The following is a 22628-nucleotide window of genomic DNA, read 5'->3' as shown; positions in this document are numbered from 1 at the left end:
GACGCGCCACGGCTCGGGCCGACGCGGAGGGACGGAACTGACATGGAACTGCGTGACTACTTCAAGGTGCTGCGGCGCCGCTGGATCTCGGTCGTACTGATCGGGGCGCTGTGTGCCACGGCCGCCGGCGCCTACACGCTGCTCCAGTCGCCGGTCTATGCGTCGGACGCCCGCCTGTTCATCTCGACTTCGGAGTCGGACGCGGCGACGGCCGCCGCCGGAGGCCAGTTCTCTGCGCAGCGGGTCAAGTCCTACGCCGACCTGATCGGCAGCCGCGAGCTGGCGAATCGGGTGGTCACCGACCTCGGCATCGACGCAGATCCGGGAGAGCTGGCCAACCAGGTCTCCGCGGAGGTCGGCGTGGAGACAGTAAACCTGACCCTCACCGTCACCGACACGGACGCGCGGCGTGCGCAACAGATCGCACAGGTCTACGCGGAGCAGCTGGTCGACCTCGTGCGCGAGCTCGAGACGCCCCAGGGAGAGACGAACGCGCCGATCAAGGCGACGATCGTCGACGCGGCGTCGTTCTCGGAGACGCCGGTCTCCCCGAAGCCGGTGCGGAACATCGGTCTCGGACTCCTCGTCGGCCTGCTCGTCGGGTTCGCGCTCGCCGTCCTGCGACAGATGCTCGATACTCGGGTGAGCTCGCCCGAGGACCTCGCGGACGTCACCGACGCACCCACGCTCGGGACGATCGTCCAGGATCCAGCGGGCACCCGGGCGCCATTGCTCACCCAGATCGAGCCGCACGCTCCGCGCGCCGAGTCGTTCCGGGTCCTGCGCACCAACCTGCAGTTCGTCGACGTGGACACCCAGCACAAGGTCTTCGCGGTGTCGTCCGCCCTCCCCGGGGAGGGAAAGACCTCGACCGCCGTCAACCTTGCGCTCAGCCTGGCGCAGGGCGGCGGACGTACCCTTCTCATCGAGTGCGACCTGCGCCGGCCGAAGGCCGCGTCCAGGCTCGGTCTCGACGAGGCGATCGGCGTCACCAGCGTGCTGGTCGGTCGCGTCAAGGCCGAGGACGCGGTGCAGGTCCACGAGCCGTCGGGACTCGACTTCATCGCCGCTGGACCGATCCCGCCCAACCCGGCCGAGTTGCTCCAGTCGAACGCGATGTCCGAGCTCCTGGACCACGTGCGGGACCTCTACGACGTCGTCATCCTCGACGCACCCCCGTTGCTGCCCGTGACCGACGCCGCGCTCCTGGCGGCGAAGGCCGACGGCGCCATGTTGGTCCTCAACCACGGCAAGGTGACCCGCGATCAGGTGCAGCTCTCGATCGAGCGGCTGGAGCAGGTCGACGCCGCTCTGGTCGGTCTCGTGTTCAACCGGGTCCCGGCCAAGAACAAGACCTACGGCTACGGCTATGGCTACGCCCCGCAGGAGTCCGACCAGGCGGTGCCAGCTCGTCGGCGCGAGGGTTGGCACCGGCGGTGACCCGCGTCCTCCACGTGACCCAGGCGGTTGGCGCCGGCGTCGAGTCGGCCATCACGCAGTACGTGCGGTCCACGCCCGATCTCGACCACTCCGTCCTGGCACTGCGCCGTGACGACCGTGAGCGGGTCGGCGGCAACGGTGACCTCAGCTGGACCTATGCCGACCGCCCGCTGACCTTCGCCCGGATGGTCCGCTCCGCCGGGCGGGACGCCGACGTCGTCCATCTGCACTCCTCGGTCGCAGGTGCGGTCGGGCGGGTCGCGGTGGATAGGGTCGGTGCACGGGTCGTGTACACCCCCCATGCACTCGCACACCTGGGCGGTGACCGCCGCGGGCGTGCGGCCTTCCGGTTCGTTGAGCGGATGCTCGTGAGCCGGGCCGCCGCCTTCGGCGCGGTGAGCGACCACGAGGCCGAGGAGCTGGTGAGCCTCGGCGCGGATCCCGCAGGCGTCCTCGTCCTGCCCCACGCCGTCGAGCCAGGCGGGGTCGCCCGGAGCTTCGACGAGCGGGCGGATCGGGCGGTCGCGGTTGGAAGGGTCGCGTGGCAGAAGGACCCGGGCCTGTTCGCCGCCATCGCTGGGGAAGCGATCGGCCGTGGCATCCAGTCGGCATGGAGATGGGTGGGCGCCGGAGACCCGGACTCGGAGGCAGCTCTCGCCGCGGCAGGCGTGGGCGTCACCGGCTGGCGTGGCTCCGCCGAGGTGCGGGACCTCGTGGGGAGCTCGCGGATCATGGTCCACACCGCTCACTACGAGGGGCTGCCCATCTCGGTGCTGGAGTCGATGGCCGCGGGCACGCCGGTGGTGGCCCGCCGGATCCCGAGCCTTCGAGGTCTCCCGATCTCGACCTTCACCACGCTGGAAGAGGCGCTGGCACACGTCCGGCGCCTCAGCGATCCCGGTGTGTGGCAGACCGAGAGCACGGCGGTCCGCGAGTTCGTCTGCAGCAGCTACAACGCGACCCGCCAGGCAGCTGCGTTGCGCGCGCTCTACGAGGTGGCGTCATGATGCTCGTCGTCTGTCCGACGCCCCGCGGCGGACACATCGAGCACGCGGCCAACATCGCGCGCGCGGCGTTCCGCGCCGACGGCGGAGCCGTCCTGGTGTCGCGACGGGGGAGCCGTGCCTACCTCGCGGGCACTGCCGACGGTGTCGCCGTCCGCGAGGTGCTGCCGGACGTCGAGCGGTGGTCACTTCCGCGTCCGGTCCGGAGCGCGGTCGCGCTGGTGCTGGAGAACCTGCTGCTGGTGCAGTTCCTCCTCCGCCATCGCCGCGAGCTCACATCGGTCCTCCTCGAGGAGCCGAGGTTTCCGCTCGTGTGCGCCCTCCGGGCGCTCTTCCCGCCAGTCGTCCTGTTCGTGCACAACGCGAGAAACCATGCGACCGGCAACAGCCTGTGGGTGCGGTTCCAGGACCGGATGCAGTCCTACATGGCGTCACGACTCAAGTGCGTGGTCCACGGAGCCCCCCAGTTCGAGGAGCTGAGGTCGCAGGGGGTGGGCGACGTGGCTCAGGTGCCGCTTCCGGGGTTCGGTGCGGTCGAGTCGGCGGCGGCCGCCGAGCTCTCCCGCCCACCCGAGCTGGACGGCCTGGACGAAGGCTCGTTCGCACTGTGCCTCGGTGAGATGCGCGAGAACAAGGGCTTCCACCACGCCATCGCGGCGGGGAACGCCGCCGGCTGCCCACTGGTCGTCGCGGGTGCTGCCCACGACGACGCCTACCTGGGCTCCCTCCGCGCGGAGGCCGGTGTCGAGTCGCTGCTGCTCCCGCGCTTCCTCGATGCCGGTGAGTTCTCCTGGTTGCTCGCCAACTGTGCCGTGCTGCTGCTCCCGTACGGTCGGTTCGCAGCGCAGAGCGGACCGCTGTCCCGGGCAATGGCCCTCGGCAAGCCCGTCATCATCAGTGACAACCCTGCGCTCGAGGACCAGGCACGCGGCTACGTCCGTGCGGTCGCCGTCGACCCGGCGGACACGTCGGCCTTCGCGGCCCTCATCCGGACCTGCCTGGGAGGTGATCTGGACCATGCCCGCCACCCTGTCGAGCCCACCGCGCCCCGTGGCAGCTGGGAGACCGTCGTCGAGGCGATCCGGACGTCCGCAGCGCACGGCTAGGCCGCGACTGCTCACGCTCTCGATCGTCCTCGCGTTCTTCCCCTACCTCGCGCTGCCGCTCGGCGAGAACTCGAACCTGCCGGCGAGCTCCCTGGTGGGCGCATTGTGGTTGGCGCTCGCCGTAGGGCCGAAGATCCGGATCGACGGGTTCGTGGCTGCCCTGGTCGCGGTGGCCCTGGTCAACCCGGGACTGGTCGCTCTGTTCGTGCCCGACGCGGACGCCGCGGTGGCGGCGCGCTCCGCCGCGACGTTCATCGCGTGGCTGGTCCCGGCGGTGGTCGTGTCGACAGCGGTCCGCAGGGGGCACGATGGCGAGCTTGCCGTGGGTGCCGCCGTCGGCGTAGCAGCGTCCGCGGTGCTCGTGCTCATCCAGCACGTGTTCATCATCGGCGGGACCCTGCCGTTCCTGGGCCTCTACGAGCTGCCGGGCTACGCGTCGGTGCGCGCGGTCGAGGAGCAGGTCCTCCTCTACGTCAAGCGTCCGTTCGGCTGGTATCCCGAGCCGTCGTTCATGGCAGGCACCCTGATCCTGGGGATGGTGATCGTGGCCCTCGCAGGCCAGGCGATCACGCGCAGGATGATGGTCGTTGCGCTCGTCCTGGGCGCGGCCGCGCTCGTCGTCAGCCAGTCCGGGGTGGTTGTCGTGGGCGCTGTGCCCGTGGCGATGGTGCTGGTCGCCCGCTTGCGTCCGGCCCACCGCACGCTCGGCTTCCTCGTCCTGCTCCCGGCGGCGCTCGTCGCGGGCATCGTCACCCTCACTGCTCGCGGACGGTTCGACAACTACTCGTGGGGCGACCGCGCGGGCGCGAGCATCGTGTCGCTCCGCCACATGGCCGGTGAGCTCGCAACCATGCTGGTCGGCGTCGGACGGGGGGGCATGTCGGAGCTGTTCTCCGCGCGGGCGGTCGATCTCGGGGACATGGCCTTCGTCGCGTACCCCACCGGCGTCTACAGCGTGACGACACGGTGGATCGCCGAGGTTGGGCTGCCGATGGGGATCCTCACTGTCGGACTGCTGCTGGTCGCGTTGTGGCGAGGCATCGCCGACCGTCACGGCAGCTGGGTCGCCTCGTGGCTCACGTTCCTCTGGTTCGTCGTCGCGACCTTGGCGATCGGCTACGACAGTGGCGCGGTCCTGTGGCTCTTCGCAGGTCTGGCCGGCTGGCGCCGAGGGGGTGAGACGGTTGAAGGTGCTCCACGTCGTCAACACCAGTGACACCGGCGGTGCCCAGACCCTGATCGAGGCACTTGCCGCGAACGCCGGCGCGAACCTCAGCACCCATGTGTGCGTGCTCTCCGCCGAGGGCGCCCTCGCCGACCGACTCCGCGAGGTCGCCGACTCGGTCACCCATCTTGGCTCCACCGGACGCACCTCCGACGTCGCCCGGTTGGCGGCGGGCCTCCGTGGGGTCGTCCGACGGATCCGCCCGGATGTCCTCCACTCGCACCTGTTCCAGTCCAACCTCCTCGCCGCTGCTTTCGCTGGCCGGGACATCCCGCACGTCTGGACGGTGCACACGTCCGGGCACGGGACCCGGGACAGGATGCGCACGCAGGCGGTGGTGCGCGCGCTCAGGCCGTTCGCGCGTCGAGCCGACGCGGTCGTGGCGTGCTCTCCGACGGCGGCGGAATGGGTCGGCCGACAAGGGTGGACCGCAGAAGACGTGCCGATCGTCCCCAACGGCGTTCACGTCCCTGCGCCGGCTGACCTGCCCGTGCGCTCGGGAGCGCCCTACATCCTTTCGCTGGCACGGGCTCACGAGATGAAGGATCACGCCAACCTGTTCGCGGCCTTCGCCCTTGTCGGCGACGACACCGAGCTCGTCTGCGCGGGACTGGACGTGGCGGAGGGTACGCCGATCATCGATGCGGCCCTGGCCTCGGTGCCCGCCGATGTTCGGTCGCGCATCCGACTGCTCGGCAGCGTGGACGACCCGCGCGCCCTGACCCGGTCCGCCCGCGCGCTCGTCCTCTCCAGCTCCTACGGAGAGGCCCTGCCGATGGCGGCCCTCGAGGCGCTCAGCGTCGGGACGCCGGTCGTGACGACCGACGTCGGCGACTGCAGGATGGCCGCGACCGATCCGCGGCTCATCGTGCCGCCGTCGGATCCGCACGCACTGGCGACCGCGATCGCCTCGGTGACCGCATCAGGCACCGAGGCGTACGCCGCCATGCGGCGCGAGGCACGTGCCCTCGGACAGACCTTCGACATCAGGCGTACCGTCGAGCGCTATCGCGCGATCTACGAGCTCGCGACTGCCTAGCCACCGCGGGTGCCAGCCGGACGGGCAGTCGTCTCCACCGGGCCTCCCGGGACCTCACGAGTCGAGCGCGTCGGCGATTCGATGCCCTGCCGCGGCGAGACGCTCGCGCTGAGCGGCCGCGCCCTCGGCCGCGCGTACCCGGTTGTGCGGAGCCTCGCGCCACTGTGAGTCCGCCAGCGTCGCGAGTGCGCCCCCGGACACCCGGTCGATCCAGATGCCCCAGTGATCGAGGCCCATCGCCTCGAGGATCCCGGTCGTCTTCGGCTCGTACGCGATCGCGACCACCGGGGTGCCGACCGTCATGGCGAGGATGTTCGCGTGCATGCGCGTGCCGAGGAGAAGCCGGAGCTCGGCGTAGACCGACTGAAGATCGGTCGGCGACAGGTTCGCGGTCACGTTGCGCGAGGCGACACCAAGAGTCCGGAGGGCATCGTGAAGCTCGGCTCCGATCCTGGCGTCCTCCTCGGTCTGGGGAACGATGACGACGAACGCGTCGTGGTCGGCCTGGAGGGCGCCCAGCGCCTCCGCGACCGCGGCCAGGTAGGTCTGCTGCATCGCCGCCGGGTCGACGTGACCCGGATAGTTGTGCTCGCGCACCGAGATCCCGACCAGCGGTCGCCCGCCCGCTGCCGCGCGGACCTCGTCCAGGACCGCCTGCGCCGCGGCCGACGGGGAGGACGGCGCTTCGTACGCGAACGCCATGTCGGGCGTCTGCACGAGTCGGGCGGCGTCCACGCCCAGGCTCAGGGCGAGGTCGTACGTCGGCCGCTCGCGAGCCAGCACGAGCCGCGCCATCGCGAGCACCTCACGCGCATGGTGCTCGTGCGCCCCGTCGAACGGCCCCAGCGAGCACGGTCCGAGGATCGGATGCTTGCCGGCCGCGCTCGCCAGCCACAGGGTCGGCAGGTGGAACAGCCACCAGTCGTTGGTCGACCGATAGGCGTTGAGGTAGCCCCCGGGCACGGCGACGACCGCGTCGGCGGCGTCGACCTCCTGGGCGACCCGGTAGACGTTCCCGGGGACGAGCAGGCGCGCCGTCCTCGGGGCGCGGAGGAACAGTCGCATCCACGTCGACAGGTAGCGACGCAGGAGCGCGAACCACGCGATCCGGGCACGGGCGAGCAGCGCTCGGCCACCGGGCAGCCGGTTGGCGACCAGCTCCTGCGCGCGGTGGAAGCGCCGCCACGGCCGGGTCGGCATGTCGATGAAGCGCTGACCGAAGTACGCCGCGTCCTCCCGCGGGGAGAAGGAGGTCACCACGTAGTCGGCACCTCCTAGGTGCGTGGACAGCCACGGGAGGAAGGCGGTCAGCAGCGCGGCGTCCCCCTTGTTGGCCCAGGTGTAGAACCCTGGCACGAGGACCTTGGTCGTCATGCTGCGGCACCTCCGGTCGGTGCGCTCGCGCGCGGGATGGAGCGGACGAGGGGGACGGAAAGCGCGAGGTAGCTCGCCGACAACGCGGCCGCCAGGACGACCGCGAGCACGAGGTGAGGCGACGGTCCGATCGCGGGACGGAGCACGGCGATCGCGGGGATGGTGGCGGCGGTCAGCAGGACGGCGTGCGGTGCGATCGCCGTCCGCACGAACTCGGACCAGGTGACGCCGAGGGTGCTGAGGGTGTGACGGACGTAGAACGGCTCGAGCAGGACGGCAGGGATCGAGATGGCAGCCGCGACGCCGACAGGCCCGTACAGGCTGCCCAGCGCAAAGCCGGCGGCGAGGGCGGTCACGGCCCACGTGGCGTGCAGCCACACGAAGACGCCGAGGCGGTCCATTGCGGTCAGGATCGGGAGGGCGACGAGGTGGTTGTTGCCTGCGAGCAGCCCGACGACCAGCCAGAGTGCCACGCGCCCGCCCTCGGCCAGGCCAGCTCCTGCCCACGCGCTCACGAGCTGGTCGCCGAACGAGAGGACGGGAAGCGCGGCCGCGCACAGGAGCGCGTTCGACGATCTGGTCGCCCTGAGGAAGAGAGCCCGCACCTGGTCGGCATCGTCGGCGACCCGGGCAGCGTGCGGGAGGAGCGCCACGACGAGCGCCCCGGTGGCCTCCTTGCACAGCTGGTAGACGCGGAAGCCGGCGGAGAACACCGCAACGGCAGCGACTCCGGCGGTCACGGAGACCAGCAGGTTCGCCGACTGCAGGAGGATGAGCGCGGCCACACTCATCGCAAGCATCGGCATGTTCCACTTCAGCAGCACGAGCAACGACCGCGGCTCGAACGCGCTGCGGGCCACGCGGACCGGGGTGAGACGGCGGCGCCAGATCCACGTGCCCGCTGCGATCGCGGCCACCGCGAGCGTGTCGACGACAGCAACCCACACGATCCCAGCGTCGACACGGAGCACGATCAGTGTCCCCACGATCCGGCCGGCGGCCGCTGCGACCTGGATCCAATTCGCCACGTCCAGTCGGTCGTCCGCGGCCAGCATGTGGCGATTGGCTGCGCCTGCGAGCGTGATGACGCACTGCGACCCTGCCAGGACGGCGATCCACGCCGCACTGGGGCGAGCCGATGGCGGGATGTCCAGGGAGTCCCAGGTTGCCGCCGTCACGAGCAGGAACAGGATGCCCGCGACCACGCCCATGCCGGCGAACATGGCGACTGATGCGGTGGCCAGTCGGTTGCTGCCCTCGGAGTCCCTGGCATGGAGTGCCTGTGCGAGGCGGGTGACGGTCGTCGATCCCAGGCCGAGGTCGGCCTGGAGCAGCACCGAGATACAGGTGAACAGCAGGTAGGCACCGAAGAGGGTCATGCCTCCCGACCGGGCAACGAGCGGGAAGAGGATGACGAGGGTCCCTACACTCACCGCGCGCACGACGTACGTCGACACCACACCCCTGCGGAGTCGTTGCGTGGCAACGGTCACGGTCACGCGCGCGCCCTCGCGGTGTGGAGTGCGGCCTCGAAGGCACGCGCGGCGTCGTCCGGGGTGTAGGACCGCATCAGCGCCGCACCTCGGGCGCCGCGGTCCTGCCGCTGAGCGGGATCACCCAGCAGGGCCCTGGTGTGCCGGATCAGCCCCGGACCGTCGCCGACCGGCGCGAAGAGACCGACGTCGTCGGCGTAGGCGAGAACCCCCGGGATGGCGGTCGACACGACCGAGCACCCGCTGGCCATCGCCTCCGCCGGGGGCAGGTGCCACCCCTCCGCGTCGCTCGCGCACAGGTACACCTGGGCGCTCGCATAGAGCCGACGCAACAAGTCTCTCGACGGCTCCCGGTGGTGAACGACACGAGGGTCCAGCGCGGCGGGCCTGTCGATCGTCCCGAACGTCACGCAGGTCTCACCGTCGGCGGCCAGCCTGTTCATCGCCTGGATCACCAGGTCGGGCCGCTTGAAGGGCTTGTCGGAGATCATGGCGAGCACCGCGATGTCCCGCTCGCCTGCTTCGTCGCTGAAGTGGGTCGTGTCGATCGCGTTCGGCACGAGGATGGGGCGATGACCGTGCGCCTCCGAGATCTGGCGGAGCCACGGCGCGATGACGATGTGTTGAAGGGGCAATCGCCAGCTCGCGCCGCGCTGCTCGGCTCCGACCCACTGCTCGTCGTGCTGGATGAAGTAGGCTCCCGCGGCGCCGGACGCTGCCGCCGCCTCGAGCACGAGTGGTGCCGTCTCGGCAGCAGTCGCGACGAGGACGTCGTGGTACCCGATCCGCCGGACGTCCAGGCGTGGGCTGTTCTTCACCATGACGAGTCCCGACAGGGCGTGCCACCGCGGCCGCTGGCGTCTCACTCCCAGGTGACGCACGAAGTCACTGAGGCGCTCGCGGTGCGGTCGCGCTCGGTTCCGCGCACCGGCCAACAGGGGAGCGTGGTAGATCGTGACGCGGTGGCCGAAGCCCGCAAGGTCGTTGCAGTAGTCGTAGACCACCTTGTAACCGCCGGCCGGCGCACGGCTCAGGCCGGGGAGAACGACCCCGATCGAGAGCTTCGCCGGTGACGACTCCTGACCCGCCGACATCACGTGGCCCCGCGAAGCTTGTCGAGGGCGACGGCGCCCGGGAGGTCGGCCGACCGCAGTGCCAGCAGCGCGACTCGGGCCCGGCGCCACTGTCCGCGTGCCACCGGACGGACGACGTGGTCGCTCAGCCACGCCGACCAGAAGCGCACCCGGCGCGACCCGCCGAGCGACCCAGCGAGCCGGACCCGGTTGCGCGCCGTGAAGAAGAACTCCAGGTCCGTCGAGACGCCGCTGGTGGTGGAGCCTGCATGGTGGCGGACCAGCGCCTGGTTGCTGCACACCACCGTCAGCCGGCTGCGCAGCTGCCACTCGACCTCCTCGAGATACAAGAAGAGATCCTCGTCGAGGCGCTCGGCCCGCTCGATCGTCCGCTGGGGAAGGTACATGTTGGCTCCGGACGCCCACTGCGTCGGGAAGCTCGCCACCGCCGGCGGCGCCTGGAACACCTCGCCGTACCGGAGGTGTCGCTGGCGCAGCGTGCGCGGGTCGTGCACCCCGCCGCCGTACCAGATCCTGTCCGTGTCACCGTGCAGCGCGACCGATGTGTAGATGTCCGCGTCGCCCGCTTCCGCGGCGTCGGCGTACACCCCGAGCGCGTCCGCGCGAGCGACACAGTCGTTGTTCATGATCCAGAGCGCGGAGAGCCGGCGCGACCGCGCCTCGCCGATCAGCCGGTTGCAACCGCCGGCGAAGCCGAGGTTCCGCCCCGGCCGGATCACGACGGCGTCGCCGTACTCCCCGCGCGTGGTGCCGTTCTCGACGACCAGGATCATCGCGCCGGGGAACTTGCTCCGCAGGTCCGTGACCGCGGCCTCGGTCACCCGAGGCGTGTTGAAGTCGATGAGCCCGATGGCGATGTCCACCGTCCGTCGGACCTCCGGCATGCTCGATCGAGCGGTCTGCGGAGCGCGCGATCGTTCCTGGACCGAGCTCATAGGATCCCATCAGGTGTCTGTGCGGTGGCTCGGGCGTGCCGCGGACAAGAGCACGCCCGACTAGACCATCGGGGCGCGCGGTCCGTACCTGAGCAATCCCGTGGGAAATGAAAGAACGGGGCGCACCCCGATGGGTGCGCCCCGCTCTCGGGTGCGAGGTCAGCTGCCGCTGTTGATCATCCCGGCCCCGACAGTGATGCCGGTGGACTCGTCGATCAGGATGAACGAGCCGGTGGTGCGGTTCTTCGAGTACGGGTCGCACAGCAGCGGGACCGTGGTCCGCAGCTGGACGCGGCCGATCTCGTTGACGCCGAGCTCCTTCGTCTCCTGGTCGCGGTGCAGCGTGTTGACGTCCAGGCGGTACTGGATGTCCTTGACCAGGGCACGCGCGGTGCGGGTGGTGTGCTTGATGGCGAGCTTCTGCCGCGGCTTGAGCGGCGTCGTCGTCATCCAGCAGACCATCGCGTCGATGTCCTGGCTGGGCTGCGGGGCGTTCTTGACGCGGGCGATCATGTCGCCGCGGGAGACGTCGACGTCGTCCTCGAGGCTGACGGTGACGCTCATCGGCGGGAAGGCCTCGTCGATCTCCTTGTCGAACAGGTCGATCTTGGAGATCTTCGACGTCATGCCCGACGGGAGCACGACGACCTCGTCGCCGGGCTTGAGCACGCCGCCGGCGACCTGGCCCGCGTAGCCGCGGTAGTCGTGGAACTCGTCGGACTTCGGCCGCACGACGTACTGCACTGGGAACCGCGCGTCGATCAGGTCGCGGTCGGAGGCGACGTGCACGTGCTCGAGGTGGTGCATCAGCGTGGGGCCGGAGTACCACGGCATGTTCTCCGACCGGGTCACCACATTGTCGCCCTGGAGGGCGGAGATCGGGATGACGGTCAGGTCGGGGATGTTGAGCTTCGTGGCGAACTGCACGAACTCCGCGTGGATCTTCTCGAAGACCTCCTCGGAGAAGTCGACGAGGTCCATCTTGTTCACCGCGAGCACCAGGTGCGGGACCCGGAGCAGCGACAGGATCACCGCGTGGCGGTGCGACTGCTCGGTGAGTCCCTGGCGGGCGTCGACGAGCACCAGGCCGAGGTCGGCGGTCGAGGCGCCGGTGACCATGTTGCGCGTGTACTGCACGTGGCCGGGGGTGTCGGCGATGATGAACTTGCGGTTGGGCGTCGCGAAGTAGCGGTAGGCCACGTCGATGGTGATGCCCTGCTCGCGCTCGGAGCGCAGACCGTCGGTCAGAAGCGCGAGGTCGGTGTAGTCGTAGCCCCGGTTGGCGCTGGTCGCCTCGACGGCCTCGAGCTGGTCCTCGAAGATCGCCTTCGAGTCGAGCAGCAGGCGGCCGATCAGGGTGGACTTGCCGTCGTCGACCGAGCCGGCCGTGGCGAACCGGAGGAGGTCCATCTGGCGGTCCTGGGTCTCGCTCATCAGAAGTAGCCTTCCTTCTTCCGGTCTTCCATGGCCGCCTCGGAGAAGCGGTCGTCGCCGCGGGTGGCGCCGCGCTCGGTCTTCTTCGCGATCGCCACCTCCTCGATGATCTCCTCGATCGTGGCGGCGGTGCTCTCCACGCAGCCCGTCAGCGTGATGTCGCCGCAGGTGCGGAACCGCACGGTCCGCTCCTCGACGACCTCGCCCTCGCGGGTCGGGTTGAGCGGCGTCTCGCTCATCAGCATGCCGTCGCGCTCGAACACGCGGCGCTGGTGGGCGAAGTAGATGCTCGGGATCTCGATGCCCTCGCGGCCGATGTAGTCCCAGACGTCGAGCTCGGTCCAGTTGGAGATCGGGAAGATCCGCATGTGCTCGCCCTCGTGGAGGCGGCCGTTGTAGAGGCTCCAGAGCTCGGGACGCTGGTTCTTCGGGTCCCACTGGCCGAACTCGTCGCGGTGGGAGTAGACGCGCTCCTTGGCGCGGGCCTTCTCCTCGTCGCGGCGGCCGCCACCGAAGGCGGCGGTGAAGCCGTTCTCCTCGATGGCGTTGAGCAGCGTCGGGATCTGCAGCCGGTTGCGGCTGACCTTCGCCGCGTCCGGGATGATGCCGTTGGCGATCGCGTCGTCGATGCTCGCGACCACGAGGTTGACGCCGAGGCGGTTGACCCAGTTGTCGCGCGTCTCCATGACCTCGGGGAAGTCGAGGCCGGTGTCGACCTGGAGGATCGGGAACGGGATCTTCGCCGGGTAGAAGGCCTTCTCGGCCAGGCGCAGCATCACGATGGAGTCCTTGCCGCCCGAGAACATCAGGACGGGCTTCTCGAACTCGGCTGCGACCTCACGGAAGATGTGGATCGACTCTGCCTCCAGCTGGTCGAGCTGACTCAGCCGGTAGTCGCTGTGGGTCTGTGTCATGCGGGGTCGGCGCCATCCTTTCGGGAACGGGTTCAAGCCGAAGTCGCCTCATCGTGCCATGCACAGCCGTGCAGACAGACATCCTCGGGAGCCGCGTAGACAAATCTACGAGTTTGGCCCGATCGGTCGTAGCCTTGCCGGGTGCCCGCGGACTTCGTCGCGCGACTCGGGTCGCGCGCCTCCGACCCCGCCGAGGTCTTCTCGCGCTACGGGATCGCGGAATACGTCGCCCTGATGACCGGCGCCGAGGACGTCGACGGCATGCTCCGGCGGACGGCGTACGGCGCCGCGCCCGCGTTGCGGCGGCTCGACCCGGAGCGCATGCTCGCGCTGGTCAGGGCGATGGCGAGACCACCGTCGGCCGAGCTCAACAAGGCGCGGCTCGCTGCCGCGTCCGGCATCCCCGGGACCACGATCGCGCCGTACATCGACGTCGTCGAGGCGCTGGGCCTGGTGCGGATGCTGCCGGGCACGCGGTCGCCGGTGGCGAAGCGCGCGGTCGCGCGCCCGCGCGTGGTGTTCGCCGACGCCGCGGTCGCCCGGCACCTGTCCGGGGCCGAGCCCGCGGACCTGGTCGCGCTTGCCGGCCGTGCCCGCCTGGCGCCCTTGCTCGAGGGCGTCGCGATCACCGAGCTGATGCGGCAGCAGGCGACCAGCTCGGTCGACTACCGGCTGAGCCACCTGCGCGAGCGCAACGGGCTGGAGGTCGACCTGCTCGTCGAGGTGGCCGACGACACGCTCTACGGGATCGAGATCCGCACGGCGGCGGGCTTCCGCCCGCACCAGTTCCGCGCGCTCGAGGCGTTGGCGGCGCGCGCCGGCTCCCGGTTCCGCGGTGGCATCGTGCTCAACACGGCTCCGGTCGGCGTGAAGTACCGCCCCGGCCTGTGGGTGCTGCCGGTCTCTGCGCTGTGGGACTGGGAGGGTCTCGATGCGCCCGAGCGCTGGAGCGCTCGGGCTGCTCGACCGACCTAGGTGGGCCGCTCAGCGCTCCGGCCACGGAGTGACGAGGTCGGTGAGCTTCGACGCCTCACCGGCGGACGGCTGGTAGGCCTGGGCAACCTCTCCGGTGCCCACGACCCGGATCTCACCGTCCTTCTCGTCGGCGTAGGCGACGTCGCCACGCTGGAGCCAGAGTGACTCGGCCTGCTCGTTGACCAGTGCCACCTCGCCGCCGGTGCACACGATGATCCGCTGCCCGCGCTCGGGCAGGGCGGTGCCCGCGGGCTCGGCCTGGGAGCTCTGGGTCACCGACAGTGCGAAGTCGCCGGAGCCGGGGGAGAAGACGTCGGTCGAGAAGCCGAACTGGCGCGGCGTCACCCGCGCCACGCGCGACATGCCCTCCTCGAGGCACTCCACCAGTCCCGCTGGCTCGACGTGCTTGGAGGTGAGGCCGGCGCGCAGCACGTTGTCGGAGGAGACCATGACCTCCAGGCACATGCCCGAGAGGTGCGCGTGGATGATGCCGGCCTCCAGGTAGGCGGCCTCGCCGGCCTGCAGGGTGAGCCGGTTCATCAGCAGCGAGACGACCACGCCGACGTCGCCGGGGAAGTGCTCGGCGATCTCGATGATCGTGGCGTAGGCGCGCTTGATGTCGATGCCCTTGCCCAGCGCATCGCGGCACTGCTCGACGATCTCGGAGACTTCGGTCTCCGACGGCGGGTCGGTCAGCAGGCCATGCAGCAGCCGCACGATGCCGTTGAAGCCGGGCTTGTTGCGCAGTGCCGTCGTCATCGTCTGGATCCGCGGCGACGAGATCGGCGACAGCACGCGCAGGATCTCTGCGGTCGGCCGGAAGCCGACGAGGGTGTCGAACGCCGACAGCGCGTAGACCATCTCGGGCTTGGGATGGGGGTCCTTGAACACCCGCTCAGGAGCGTCGATGGCGATGCCCTGCCGCTCCTCCTCCTCGAACCCGACCTTCGCCCGCAGGGCATTGGGGTGCGCCTGGATCGACAGCGGCTGCTGCGCGGCGAGGATCTTCAGCATGAACGGCAGCTCGCCCGACACCGAGGTCAGCGGCACGGCGCCGTCGTCGGTCACGACCTGCGCCGCTCCGAGGGGATGGGTGCCCATCCACATCTCGGCCACGGGTTGCCCGTCCGACTGGCGACCCCGGAAGGACGGGATCCCCTCCCGCGAGCCCCAGTCGTAGGACTGGGTCGGGCAGTCGAGCGCGTACACGTTCCTCCAGGGGTAGGCCGGCGCGTTACACCCCCCAGCGTAAGCGGAGAGAGAGTACGCCGGACGGGGCGTCCGCCGCCGGGAAACGGCCGGTTCGGGCATCCTCGGCAGCCACGCACCGACGCCGGGCCGACACCTGCGGTTCCGCTCAGCGTCGGTGTCCGGTCGATTGCCTCACCCACCGTCGTGAACGTGAAGATCACCATCGCGGGCGCCGGCTACGTGGGTCTCTCCAACGCGGTCCTCCTCGCCCAGCACCACAGCGTCACCATCGTCGACGTCGACAAGGCACGGGTCGCGGCCGTCAACCAGCGCCTCTCGCCGATCGTCGACGCCGACCTCGAGCACTACCTCGCCACCCGGGAGCTCGACCTGGTCGCCACCCTCGACAAGGGCGTGGCCTACCGCGACGCCGACTACGTCGTCGTGGCGACGCCGACCAACTACGACGAGGTCACCAACTACTTCGACACCTCCTCGGTGGAGGCCGTCACGGCCGAGGCCCTTGCTGCGAACCCGGGCGCGTCCGTCGTCATCAAGTCCACCGTGCCCGTCGGCTTCACCGCCCGGCTGCGCGAGCAGCACCCCGGCGCGTCGATCATGTTCAGCCCGGAGTTTCTCCGCGAGGGCCGCGCGCTCCACGACAACCTGCACCCGTCGCGGATCGTCGTCGGCAGCGAGACCGAGCAGGGCAAGATCTTCGCCGACCTCCTCGTGGAGGGCGCGGTCGAGAAGGACGTGCCGGTGCTCTTCGTCGGCTCCACCGAGGCCGAGGCCATCAAGCTCTTCGCCAACACCTACCTCGCGCTGCGGGTCGCCTACTTCAACGAGCTCGACACCTACGCCGCGATGCACGGCCTCGACACCGGCGAGATCATCCAGGGCGTCGGTCTCGACCCGCGGATCGGCACCCACTACAACAACCCCTCGTTCGGGTACGGCGGCTACTGCCTGCCGAAGGACACCAAGCAGCTCCAGGCCAACTACCTCAACGTGCCGCAGAACCTCATCAGCGCGATCGTCGAGGCCAACACCACCCGCAAGGACTTCATCGCCGACGACATCCTGGCCCGGAAGCCGAAGACGGTCGGCATCTACCGGCTGACGATGAAGGCGGGCTCCGACAACTTCCGCGAGTCGGCGGTGCAGGGCGTCATGAAGCGGATCAAGGCCAAGGGGGTGAAGGTCGTCGTCTTCGAGCCGGAGCTCGACAAGAAGCGGTTCTTCAACTCCAAGGTGATCAAGGACCTCGACGAGTTCAAGGAGAGGGCCGACATCATCATCGCCAACCGGCACACCGACCTGCTGGGCGACGTCGCGGAGAAGGTCTACACGCGCGACATCTACGGGCGCGACTGACCGGCTTGGCTCCGCGAATCACCATGCGGTGCTGTCGTCCGACGCCGAGATGACCACGCTGGTGCATGGTGATTCGCCTACTCGACCACCGAGGACTTCTTCTTCGCCCGGTCTCCCGGCAGCCGCTCGAGGTCGCTGACCGTCGGGGCGCCGAACATCGGCAGCCCGTGCTGCTTGCGCAGCAGGCCCCAGATGAAGGGGACCAGGGCGAGCATCACGACGCCGATGCCGGCGACGAGCATGGCCTCTGCGGTCTCGTGACCCTCGCCGAACGGGTGCAGTCCGGCCTTGAAGAGCAGTGCCACGCCCGACATCGTCAGCACGATCACGATGCCGCGCCGGATGATCGACTGCGGCACCCGCGGCGCGATGCGCGCTCCGATCAGCGTGCCCGGCACCGAGCCGATCACCAGGGGGATCAGCAGCTCCCAGTCGAGACCGTGGATCGCGATGTTGGCGATGGCGGCGCTGAGGACGAGCGGCACCGCCTGCACCAGGTCGGTGCCGACCAGCTTCACGGCCGAGAGGCCCGGGTAGAGCATCAGCAGCGCGATCATGATGACCGAGCCGGATCCCACGCTGGTGATACCGACCAGGAGGCCGCCGAGCATGCCGACGAGCAGCGTCGGGACCGGGCGGATCGGCGGGTTGTCGTCGGGCGGCGCCTGGCCGCTTCGCACCCGCTTGAGGTTGATGTAGAGCCGCAGCGCGTAGGTGCTGGCCGCGAGGAGGAGCGCGATGCCGATGCACAGCTTGAGCGTCTTCTCGAGGTCCTCGGGGTCGCCGGTGAGGGCGTCGACGAGGTAGGGCCCGACGAACGCCATCGGCACCGACCCGATGATCAGCCACATCGCGAGCCGGAGATTGGGCGACCCCTCCTTCGCGTGGGTGATGGCCCCGCCGGTCTTGTAGATCGCGGCAGCGGTCAGGTCGGCGGTCACGATCGACGCGGTGTGGCCGACGCCCAGGAAGATCAGCGCGGGCGTCATCAGCGCGCCGCCGCCCATGCCGGTGAGGCCGACGACGATGCCGACGAGGAACCCTGCGATCGCGATCGAGAGGGCCGTGGTGGTCAGGAGATCCATCAGGAGGTCCTCTCCGCAGGAGCGAGACGGGGCAGTACGACGCGCAGCAGCCCGTCGATCTGGTCGGCGGCGGACTCCGCGGCCGGCAGGCCGCGGTTGAACGGGTCGGCCACGTCGTGCGTCGCGGTCGCGCCCGCGCGGCGCTGGCCGACGGCGGCGAGCAGCTCGGCGCCGTGCAGGGCCTTGTCGACCCTTCCGATCGACTCGGCGAACTGGCCGAGGGTGAAGACCTTGCGGAACGCCCCGGGCACCTCGTCGAGCACGAACTGCCGGTGCGTCTGCTCGGCGGTGAGGATCAGGTCGGCGGCCTCGACGAGCTCCTTGGTCAGCCGCCGGCTGGCGAAGCCCGCCACGCTGTCCTTGGTGATCTCTCGGTCGGCGAGCACTTCGGCCATCGTCGCGTCGACCGGGTGGGCGCGGAAGCCGTGGGTCCCGGCGCTCCCGAACTCGATGCGCCCCGCCGTCGCCGGGTCGGCGTCGAGGATCGCGCGGGCCCGCAGCTCCATGTAGGGGGAGCGGCAGATGTTGGCGGTGCAGACGAACAGCACCGACAGCGGGCGCTCCGCCGCGCGGTCGCCCTCGGGGGCGGCGGTCTCGGCCGCGGGCGATCCCCAGGTTGAGGTGCGAGGCGACCCGGCGCCGGGCCTCGAAGCCTCCGGCGGATCCGTCAGGTCCAGGTAGCCGCTGTCGCGCAGCGCGACGATCACGTCGTCGAGGGCGTCGTCGATCGTGCGGCCCGTCGTGTCGACCCGGACGTCGGCGTCCTCGGGCTCCTCGTAGGGCGACGAGATGCCGGTGAACTCGGGGATCTCGCCGCGCCGGGCCTTCGCGTAGAGGCCCTTGCGGTCGCGGCGCTCGCACTCCTCGAGGGGCGTCGCGACGTGCACGAGGAAGAACGCTCCGCCCGCGTCCTCGACGTACTGCCGGACCTGCTTGCGGGTGGCGTCGAACGGGGCGATCGGGCTGCAGACCGCGACTCCGCCGTGCCGGGAGATCTCGGCGGCGACCCAGCCGATGCGGCGGATGTTGGTCTCGCGGTCCTCCTTGGAGAACGTGAGGCCCGCGGAGAGGTTGCGCCGCACGACGTCGCCGTCGAGCGAGGTCAGCGAGCGGCCACCCCGCTCGAGCAGCCGGTCCATGAGGGCCTGGGCGAGGGTCGACTTGCCGCTGCCGGAGAGGCCGGTGAAGAAGATGACCAGGCCTTGCTCGTCGGGGGCGGGGCGCTCCTCGGCGATGATGTCGGCGACCTCGGCGACGACGCTGCCTCCGGCCACGAGGTCGACGACCGGGTCGGCGCCCGCGTAGGCCAGCAGCACCCTGGCCCGCAGCGCGGCGTCGTCCTCGGCGTCGCCGTGGCTCGGCAGGGGTACGGCGACGACTGCCGCGTCGAGACCGGCCGCGACCCGCAGCGTGGCGCGCAGCAGGCCCACCGGGGACAGCGACGGCGTGCCCGTGCCGACCAGGGTGACCAGCGTGACCGGGCCGAGGGCCGAGAGCTGCTCGACCTGGGCGTCGGTGAGCGCGTCGGTCACCGCCACGAAGGTGCGTCCGGCGTACCGCTGCCGGGCGTCGGCGGGGCTGAGGTAGTAGCGCCGGAACGGTCCGTACTGGGCGTGGGTCAGCGGCGTCACGGTGAGGCCGGCGTCGCCGCCGGTCACCTTCGCCAGCGGCAGGCCCTCCGGGTCGACCAGCTCGACGGTGCCGCCGTCGGCGACCGCCGCGGCGAGCTCGTCGGGCAGCTCGAGCGTGACCGGGCTGCCGGGCTCGTTGAACCCCAGGGTCGGCGCGAGAGCGCCCCACGACAGCAGCTCGAGGTCGTCGAGCTCGCGTGGGGTCGGGCAGTGCTGCGGGGTGGACGGGCTCGACACGCGGGTCATCCTGCCAAACTTTCTGGAGTCACTCGACTTATGGCCATCCGGACGCGCCGACAGGCGGGGCCGCGCACTGTGAAGCAGTTCACCTGCTGCCCGCTTGCAATGTGCTAACTCTTGCAAGCAGGATGGAGCCATGGCAAAGGGCAAGGTCGGCAAGACCGTCGAGTCGCTGGGCGACTACCTCAGGGAGCAGCGGGTCGCGTCCCGCCTCTCCCTGCGGCAGCTCGCCGAGCTGGCCGGCGTGTCGAACCCGTACCTCAGCCAGATCGAACGCGGCCTCCGCAAGCCGTCCGCCGAGGTGCTCCAGCAGATCGCGAAGGCGCTGCGCATCTCCGCGGAGCAGCTCTACATCCGGGCAGGGATCCTCAGCCCGGATGACGGCGTAGGAGGTTCGGTGGAGCTCGCCATCTTGGGCGACACCGGGCTGACCGAGCGGCAGAAGCAGTCGCTCCTCGACGTCTACGCGTCCTTCCTGGCGCTGAACGCGGTCAGTGACGCCGAGTTCGCGGCCGACGGTGACGTCGCTGCGGAGCCGGTCGCCACCGACCCGCCCGCTGACACGCAGGACCAGGACCCCCAGAAGATCACCACGGAAGGGTGACCACACACATGCCGAAGCTCGAGCTCCCGAAGATCGAGATCCCGACCATCGACCTCAAGAAGGTCGACCTCCCCGACATCCCCCCGGCGGCCGCGAAGCCGATCTACGCCGGCGTGGGCGCGACCGACCTGGCCTACGCCGCCGCCAAGGGCTACGTGACCGACGTCCAGGCCAAGGTCACCGCGAAGGTCGCCGACGTGCAGAAGGACGTGACCACCCGGGTCGCCGACGTGCAGAAGGCCGTGAAGGGCTTCAAGGCGCCCGAGCCGAAGACCGTGCAGGCGAAGGCCGAGGCCAAGCTCGCCGAGCTCCAGGCCGACGCCAAGTCGCTGCCGACCAAGGTGCAGACGACCGTCAAGGCCAAGTACGACGAGAACGTCAAGGTCGTCAGCAGCACCTACGCCGAGCTCGCCAAGCGCGGCGAGGTCGTCGTCGTCAAGCTCCGCACCGGTGAGGGCACCGCCAAGAACGTCCAGGCGAAGCAGGGCGCCCCGGCCGCCAATGCCGCGGCGAAGAAGGCTGCGCCGACGAAGAGCACGGCGACCAAGAAGGCTCCCGCCAAGAAGGCGCCGGCCAAGAAGACCACCGCGAAGAAGGCCCCGGCTCAGAAGGCCTGACCTCTTCTCGAATGACGCCGGCCCCGGAGGATCACCTCCGGGGCCGTTGTCGTCCCCCGGTTAGGATCGCCCCACCATGGATCTCTTCGCACCGCCGGCCAACGACCCGGAGCGGTACTTCGCGCTCGTCGTGTACTTCGCGCTGCTGGTCGTGAAGATCTTCGCGCTCGTCAGCGCGCTGCTCTACTCGTCCGAGTCGTACGTGGCCGCCGGCAAGCTCACCAAGCCGGCCTGGTGCGCGATCCTCGGTGTGGCCGTCGTGCTCCAGTTGGTGCCGATCAGCCTGTCGATCGTCAACCTGGCGATGACCATCGCGGCGCTCGTCTACCTCGCCGACGTGCGGCCGGCGCTGGCGGGGCTGAGGCGACGCTAGGTCTCGATACGGCCTCGCCCAGCGGTGGTTCCTGAGTGCGCGCGAGGAACGAGCGCGTGTATCGAAGGGCTCGGCCTACTCGACCAGAGAAACGACGTACTTCTCGAGCGCCTCGTCGGCGTCGGTGGGCCGGAAACCGGTCGCCTCGATCTTCGCGAGCGACAGCACGCTGTCGTGCGGCCGCGGGGAGACGCCGGTCTTGCCGCCGACGTACTCCTCGGTGCTGATCGGCGTGACGTCGTCGGCCGACCGGCCGCTCAGCTCGAAGACCCGTCGTGCGTAGGCCGCCCAGGTGCGCGGCTCCCCGGCGTTGGTGACGTTGTAGGTGCCGTACGGCGCCGCGCTGTCGACGAGGTGCCTGGTCGCGCGGGCGAGCTCGTCGGTGAACGTGAGCCGGCCGACCTGGTCGTCGACGACCGTCGGCGAGATGCCGCTCTCAGCGAGCCGACGCATGGTGCGTACGAAGTTGTTGCCGTCGCCGATCACCCACGAGGTGCGGAGCACGTAGTGCCGTGGTGCGGTCGCGACGGCGAGGTCGCCCGCCGCCTTGGTCTGCGCGTAGACGCCGAGGGGCGCGAGGGGCTCGTCCTCCGTGTGGCCGCCCGCCACCGGCTCGCCGTCGAAGACGTAGTCGGAGGAGTAGTGCACCAGGGTCAGCCGGTGCTCCGCGGCGATGCGTGCCAGCGCTGCCGGGGCGGCGGCGTTGGCCGCCCACGCCGTACGGCGCCCGTCGGGCGTCTCCGCGGTGTCGACGGCGGTGAACGCGGCCGCGTTGAGCACGGTGTCGTAGTCGCGCCACGGCCAGGCGGCGAGCTGAGCGGGGTCGGTGAGGTCGAGCTCGTCGAGGTCGACCAGGGTGGCGTCCGGGTAGACGGCGGCGAGCGCCCGTCCGAGCTGGCCGCGGCACCCGGTGATCAGGGTCCGGCGCGGCGGCATCGGTGTGACGTCGTCGAGGCGCGGGTTGTGGTGGCGGTCCTTGTCGGAGACCTCGGCCTCCGCCAGCGGGATCGGCCACGGGATCGCCACCGTCGGGTCGTCGAGCGCGACCGCGGGGTAGGTCACTCCGGGCACGTAGTGGTCGTTGACGAGGTAGCAGTAGGCGGTGTCGTCCTCGAGCGCCTGGTAGGAGTTGCCGACACCACGCGGCACGTAGACCGCGACCGACGGGTCGACCTCGACGGTGAAGGTGGTGCCGAAGGAGTCGCCCTCGCGGAGGTCGACCCAGGCCCCGAACACCCGCCCGGTCGCCACCGTGACGAACTTGTCCCAGGGCTCGGCGTGGATGCCGCGCGTTGCCCCGCGGTGCTTGTTGAAGCTCATGTTGGCCTGCACCGGCCCGAAGTCGGGAAGCCCGAGCGAGAGCATCTTCTCCCGCTGCCAGGCCTCCTTGAACCACCCGCGGGCGTCACCGTGGACGGGCAGCCGGACGACGAGGAGGCCGGGGATCGGGGTGGCCTCGACGGCGAGGTCGGTCATC

Annotated in this window: 20 protein-coding genes; 10 read left to right on the top strand and 10 right to left on the bottom strand. The window is 70.3% G+C overall.

Annotated features, from left to right (window positions below; genetic code table 11):
* The first annotated feature begins 42 nt into the window (after window positions 1-42).
* Genes HNR19_RS17845 through HNR19_RS17825 form a run of 5 tightly spaced genes read left to right on the top strand, consistent with a single transcriptional unit; the run spans window position 43 to window position 5814 of the window.
* The gene (locus HNR19_RS17845; protein ID WP_179669160.1) at window positions 43-1440 is read left to right on the top strand and encodes a tyrosine-protein kinase domain-containing protein; all 1398 of its coding nucleotides are present in this window, start codon (window positions 43-45) and stop codon (window positions 1438-1440) included.
* Complete coding sequence (locus HNR19_RS17840; RefSeq protein ID WP_179669159.1) at window positions 1437-2447, top strand: glycosyltransferase; 1011 nt, start codon at window positions 1437-1439, stop codon at window positions 2445-2447. Before HNR19_RS17845 ends, HNR19_RS17840 begins: the two co-directional genes overlap by 4 nt.
* Complete coding sequence (locus HNR19_RS17835) at window positions 2444-3550, top strand: glycosyltransferase (protein WP_179669158.1); 1107 nt, start codon at window positions 2444-2446, stop codon at window positions 3548-3550. The genes HNR19_RS17840 and HNR19_RS17835 overlap by 4 nt, the downstream gene beginning before the upstream one ends.
* The gene (locus tag HNR19_RS17830) at window positions 3495-4766 is read left to right on the top strand and encodes a hypothetical protein (protein ID WP_179669157.1); all 1272 of its coding nucleotides are present in this window, start codon (window positions 3495-3497) and stop codon (window positions 4764-4766) included. Before HNR19_RS17835 ends, HNR19_RS17830 begins: the two co-directional genes overlap by 56 nt.
* Window positions 4741-5814, top strand: coding sequence for a glycosyltransferase (locus tag HNR19_RS17825; protein ID WP_343047346.1), 1074 nt, complete (start codon window positions 4741-4743; stop codon window positions 5812-5814). The genes HNR19_RS17830 and HNR19_RS17825 overlap by 26 nt, the downstream gene beginning before the upstream one ends.
* Before the next feature lie 54 nt (window positions 5815-5868).
* On the opposite strand, the gene HNR19_RS17820 is transcribed toward HNR19_RS17825, so the two are convergent.
* From HNR19_RS17820 to cysD, 6 genes are all read right to left on the bottom strand, one after another.
* Window positions 5869-7188: a polysaccharide pyruvyl transferase family protein gene (locus HNR19_RS17820; RefSeq protein WP_179669155.1), complete on the bottom strand. Its 1320-nt coding sequence runs from the start codon at window positions 7186-7188 to the stop codon at window positions 5869-5871.
* A complete protein-coding gene (locus tag HNR19_RS17815; protein ID WP_179669154.1) occupies window positions 7185-8687 on the bottom strand; it encodes a lipopolysaccharide biosynthesis protein in 1503 nt (500 codons plus the stop codon). The genes HNR19_RS17820 and HNR19_RS17815 overlap by 4 nt, the downstream gene beginning before the upstream one ends.
* Window positions 8684-9775, bottom strand: a complete 1092-nt coding sequence (locus tag HNR19_RS17810; protein ID WP_179669153.1) for a glycosyltransferase family 4 protein — start codon at window positions 9773-9775, stop codon at window positions 8684-8686. The genes HNR19_RS17815 and HNR19_RS17810 overlap by 4 nt, the downstream gene beginning before the upstream one ends.
* On the bottom strand, window positions 9775-10659 hold the full coding sequence (locus tag HNR19_RS17805; RefSeq protein ID WP_179669152.1) for a glycosyltransferase family 2 protein: 885 nt from the start codon (window positions 10657-10659) through the stop codon (window positions 9775-9777). The genes HNR19_RS17810 and HNR19_RS17805 overlap by 1 nt, the downstream gene beginning before the upstream one ends.
* A gap of 210 nt (window positions 10660-10869) precedes the next feature.
* The gene (gene cysN, locus HNR19_RS17800) at window positions 10870-12144 is read right to left on the bottom strand and encodes a sulfate adenylyltransferase subunit CysN (RefSeq protein ID WP_246303541.1); all 1275 of its coding nucleotides are present in this window, start codon (window positions 12142-12144) and stop codon (window positions 10870-10872) included.
* Window positions 12144-13058, bottom strand: a complete 915-nt coding sequence (cysD, locus tag HNR19_RS17795; RefSeq protein ID WP_179669151.1) for a sulfate adenylyltransferase subunit CysD — start codon at window positions 13056-13058, stop codon at window positions 12144-12146. The genes cysN and cysD overlap by 1 nt, the downstream gene beginning before the upstream one ends.
* Before the next feature lie 141 nt (window positions 13059-13199).
* On the opposite strand from cysD, the gene HNR19_RS17790 reads away from it, so the two are divergent.
* The gene (locus HNR19_RS17790) at window positions 13200-14033 is read left to right on the top strand and encodes a DUF4143 domain-containing protein (RefSeq protein WP_179669150.1); all 834 of its coding nucleotides are present in this window, start codon (window positions 13200-13202) and stop codon (window positions 14031-14033) included.
* Window positions 14034-14042: 9 nt separating this feature from the next.
* Here the strand turns inward: HNR19_RS17790 and manA are convergent, their stop codons facing one another.
* The gene (manA, locus tag HNR19_RS17785) at window positions 14043-15242 is read right to left on the bottom strand and encodes a mannose-6-phosphate isomerase, class I (RefSeq protein WP_179669149.1); all 1200 of its coding nucleotides are present in this window, start codon (window positions 15240-15242) and stop codon (window positions 14043-14045) included.
* A gap of 192 nt (window positions 15243-15434) precedes the next feature.
* On the opposite strand from manA, the gene HNR19_RS17780 reads away from it, so the two are divergent.
* Window positions 15435-16601, top strand: coding sequence for a nucleotide sugar dehydrogenase (locus tag HNR19_RS17780; RefSeq protein ID WP_179669148.1), 1167 nt, complete (start codon window positions 15435-15437; stop codon window positions 16599-16601).
* Window positions 16602-16678: 77 nt separating this feature from the next.
* Here HNR19_RS17780 and HNR19_RS17775 read toward each other — a convergent pair whose 3' ends face one another.
* Both HNR19_RS17775 and cysC read right to left on the bottom strand, forming a co-directional pair.
* Window positions 16679-17686 carry a sulfite exporter TauE/SafE family protein gene (locus tag HNR19_RS17775; RefSeq protein ID WP_246303539.1) on the bottom strand — a complete coding sequence of 336 codons (1008 nt, stop codon included), beginning with the start codon at window positions 17684-17686 and terminating at the stop codon, window positions 16679-16681.
* On the bottom strand, window positions 17686-19554 hold the full coding sequence (gene cysC / locus HNR19_RS17770) for an adenylyl-sulfate kinase (RefSeq protein ID WP_343047263.1): 1869 nt from the start codon (window positions 19552-19554) through the stop codon (window positions 17686-17688). The genes HNR19_RS17775 and cysC overlap by 1 nt, the downstream gene beginning before the upstream one ends.
* A 139-nt stretch (window positions 19555-19693) precedes the next feature.
* Here cysC and HNR19_RS17765 point away from each other — a divergent pair, with 139 nt between their 5' ends.
* The 3 genes from HNR19_RS17765 (at window position 19694) to HNR19_RS17755 (ending at window position 21151) form a co-directional block, all read left to right on the top strand.
* Window positions 19694-20161 (top strand): helix-turn-helix domain-containing protein, encoded by a 468-nt coding sequence (locus tag HNR19_RS17765; RefSeq protein WP_179669146.1) that lies wholly within the window; start codon window positions 19694-19696, stop codon window positions 20159-20161.
* An 8-nt stretch (window positions 20162-20169) separates the two neighbouring features.
* Window positions 20170-20778: a hypothetical protein gene (locus tag HNR19_RS17760; protein WP_179669145.1), complete on the top strand. Its 609-nt coding sequence runs from the start codon at window positions 20170-20172 to the stop codon at window positions 20776-20778.
* 76 nt (window positions 20779-20854) lie between these two features.
* Window positions 20855-21151: a DUF2516 family protein gene (locus HNR19_RS17755; protein WP_179669144.1), complete on the top strand. Its 297-nt coding sequence runs from the start codon at window positions 20855-20857 to the stop codon at window positions 21149-21151.
* Window positions 21152-21226: 75 nt separating this feature from the next.
* On the opposite strand, the gene HNR19_RS17750 is transcribed toward HNR19_RS17755, so the two are convergent.
* Window positions 21227-22627: a sugar nucleotide-binding protein gene (locus tag HNR19_RS17750; RefSeq protein WP_179669143.1), complete on the bottom strand. Its 1401-nt coding sequence runs from the start codon at window positions 22625-22627 to the stop codon at window positions 21227-21229.
* Window position 22628 lies beyond the last annotated feature (1 nt).

Source organism: Nocardioides thalensis (assembly GCF_013410655.1).
Lineage (GTDB): Bacteria > Actinomycetota > Actinomycetes > Propionibacteriales > Nocardioidaceae > Nocardioides > Nocardioides thalensis.
The sequence above is the reverse complement of the archived record's forward strand: the minus strand, read 5'-3'. Positions and strand labels throughout refer to the sequence as shown.

Excerpts from the sequence above, each read along its gene's own strand:
- cysD (WP_179669151.1), bottom strand. The coding sequence starts at position 13,058 with ATGACACAGACCCACAGCGACTACCGGCTGAGTCAGCTCGACCAGCTG.
- cysN (WP_246303541.1), bottom strand. The coding sequence starts at position 12,144 with ATGAGCGAGACCCAGGACCGCCAGATGGACCTCCTCCGGTTCGCCACG.
- HNR19_RS17810 (WP_179669153.1), bottom strand. The coding sequence starts at position 9,775 with ATGTCGGCGGGTCAGGAGTCGTCACCGGCGAAGCTCTCGATCGGGGTC.
- HNR19_RS17760 (WP_179669145.1), top strand. The coding sequence starts at position 20,170 with ATGCCGAAGCTCGAGCTCCCGAAGATCGAGATCCCGACCATCGACCTC.
- HNR19_RS17820 (WP_179669155.1), bottom strand. The coding sequence starts at position 7,188 with ATGACGACCAAGGTCCTCGTGCCAGGGTTCTACACCTGGGCCAACAAG.
- HNR19_RS17765 (WP_179669146.1), top strand. The coding sequence starts at position 19,694 with ATGGCAAAGGGCAAGGTCGGCAAGACCGTCGAGTCGCTGGGCGACTAC.
- HNR19_RS17750 (WP_179669143.1), bottom strand. The coding sequence starts at position 22,627 with ATGACCGACCTCGCCGTCGAGGCCACCCCGATCCCCGGCCTCCTCGTC.
- HNR19_RS17845 (WP_179669160.1), top strand. The coding sequence starts at position 43 with ATGGAACTGCGTGACTACTTCAAGGTGCTGCGGCGCCGCTGGATCTCG.
- HNR19_RS17755 (WP_179669144.1), top strand. The coding sequence starts at position 20,855 with ATGGATCTCTTCGCACCGCCGGCCAACGACCCGGAGCGGTACTTCGCG.
- HNR19_RS17805 (WP_179669152.1), bottom strand. The coding sequence starts at position 10,659 with ATGCCGGAGGTCCGACGGACGGTGGACATCGCCATCGGGCTCATCGAC.
- HNR19_RS17835 (WP_179669158.1), top strand. The coding sequence starts at position 2,444 with ATGATGCTCGTCGTCTGTCCGACGCCCCGCGGCGGACACATCGAGCAC.
- HNR19_RS17775 (WP_246303539.1), bottom strand. The coding sequence starts at position 17,686 with ATGGATCTCCTGACCACCACGGCCCTCTCGATCGCGATCGCAGGGTTC.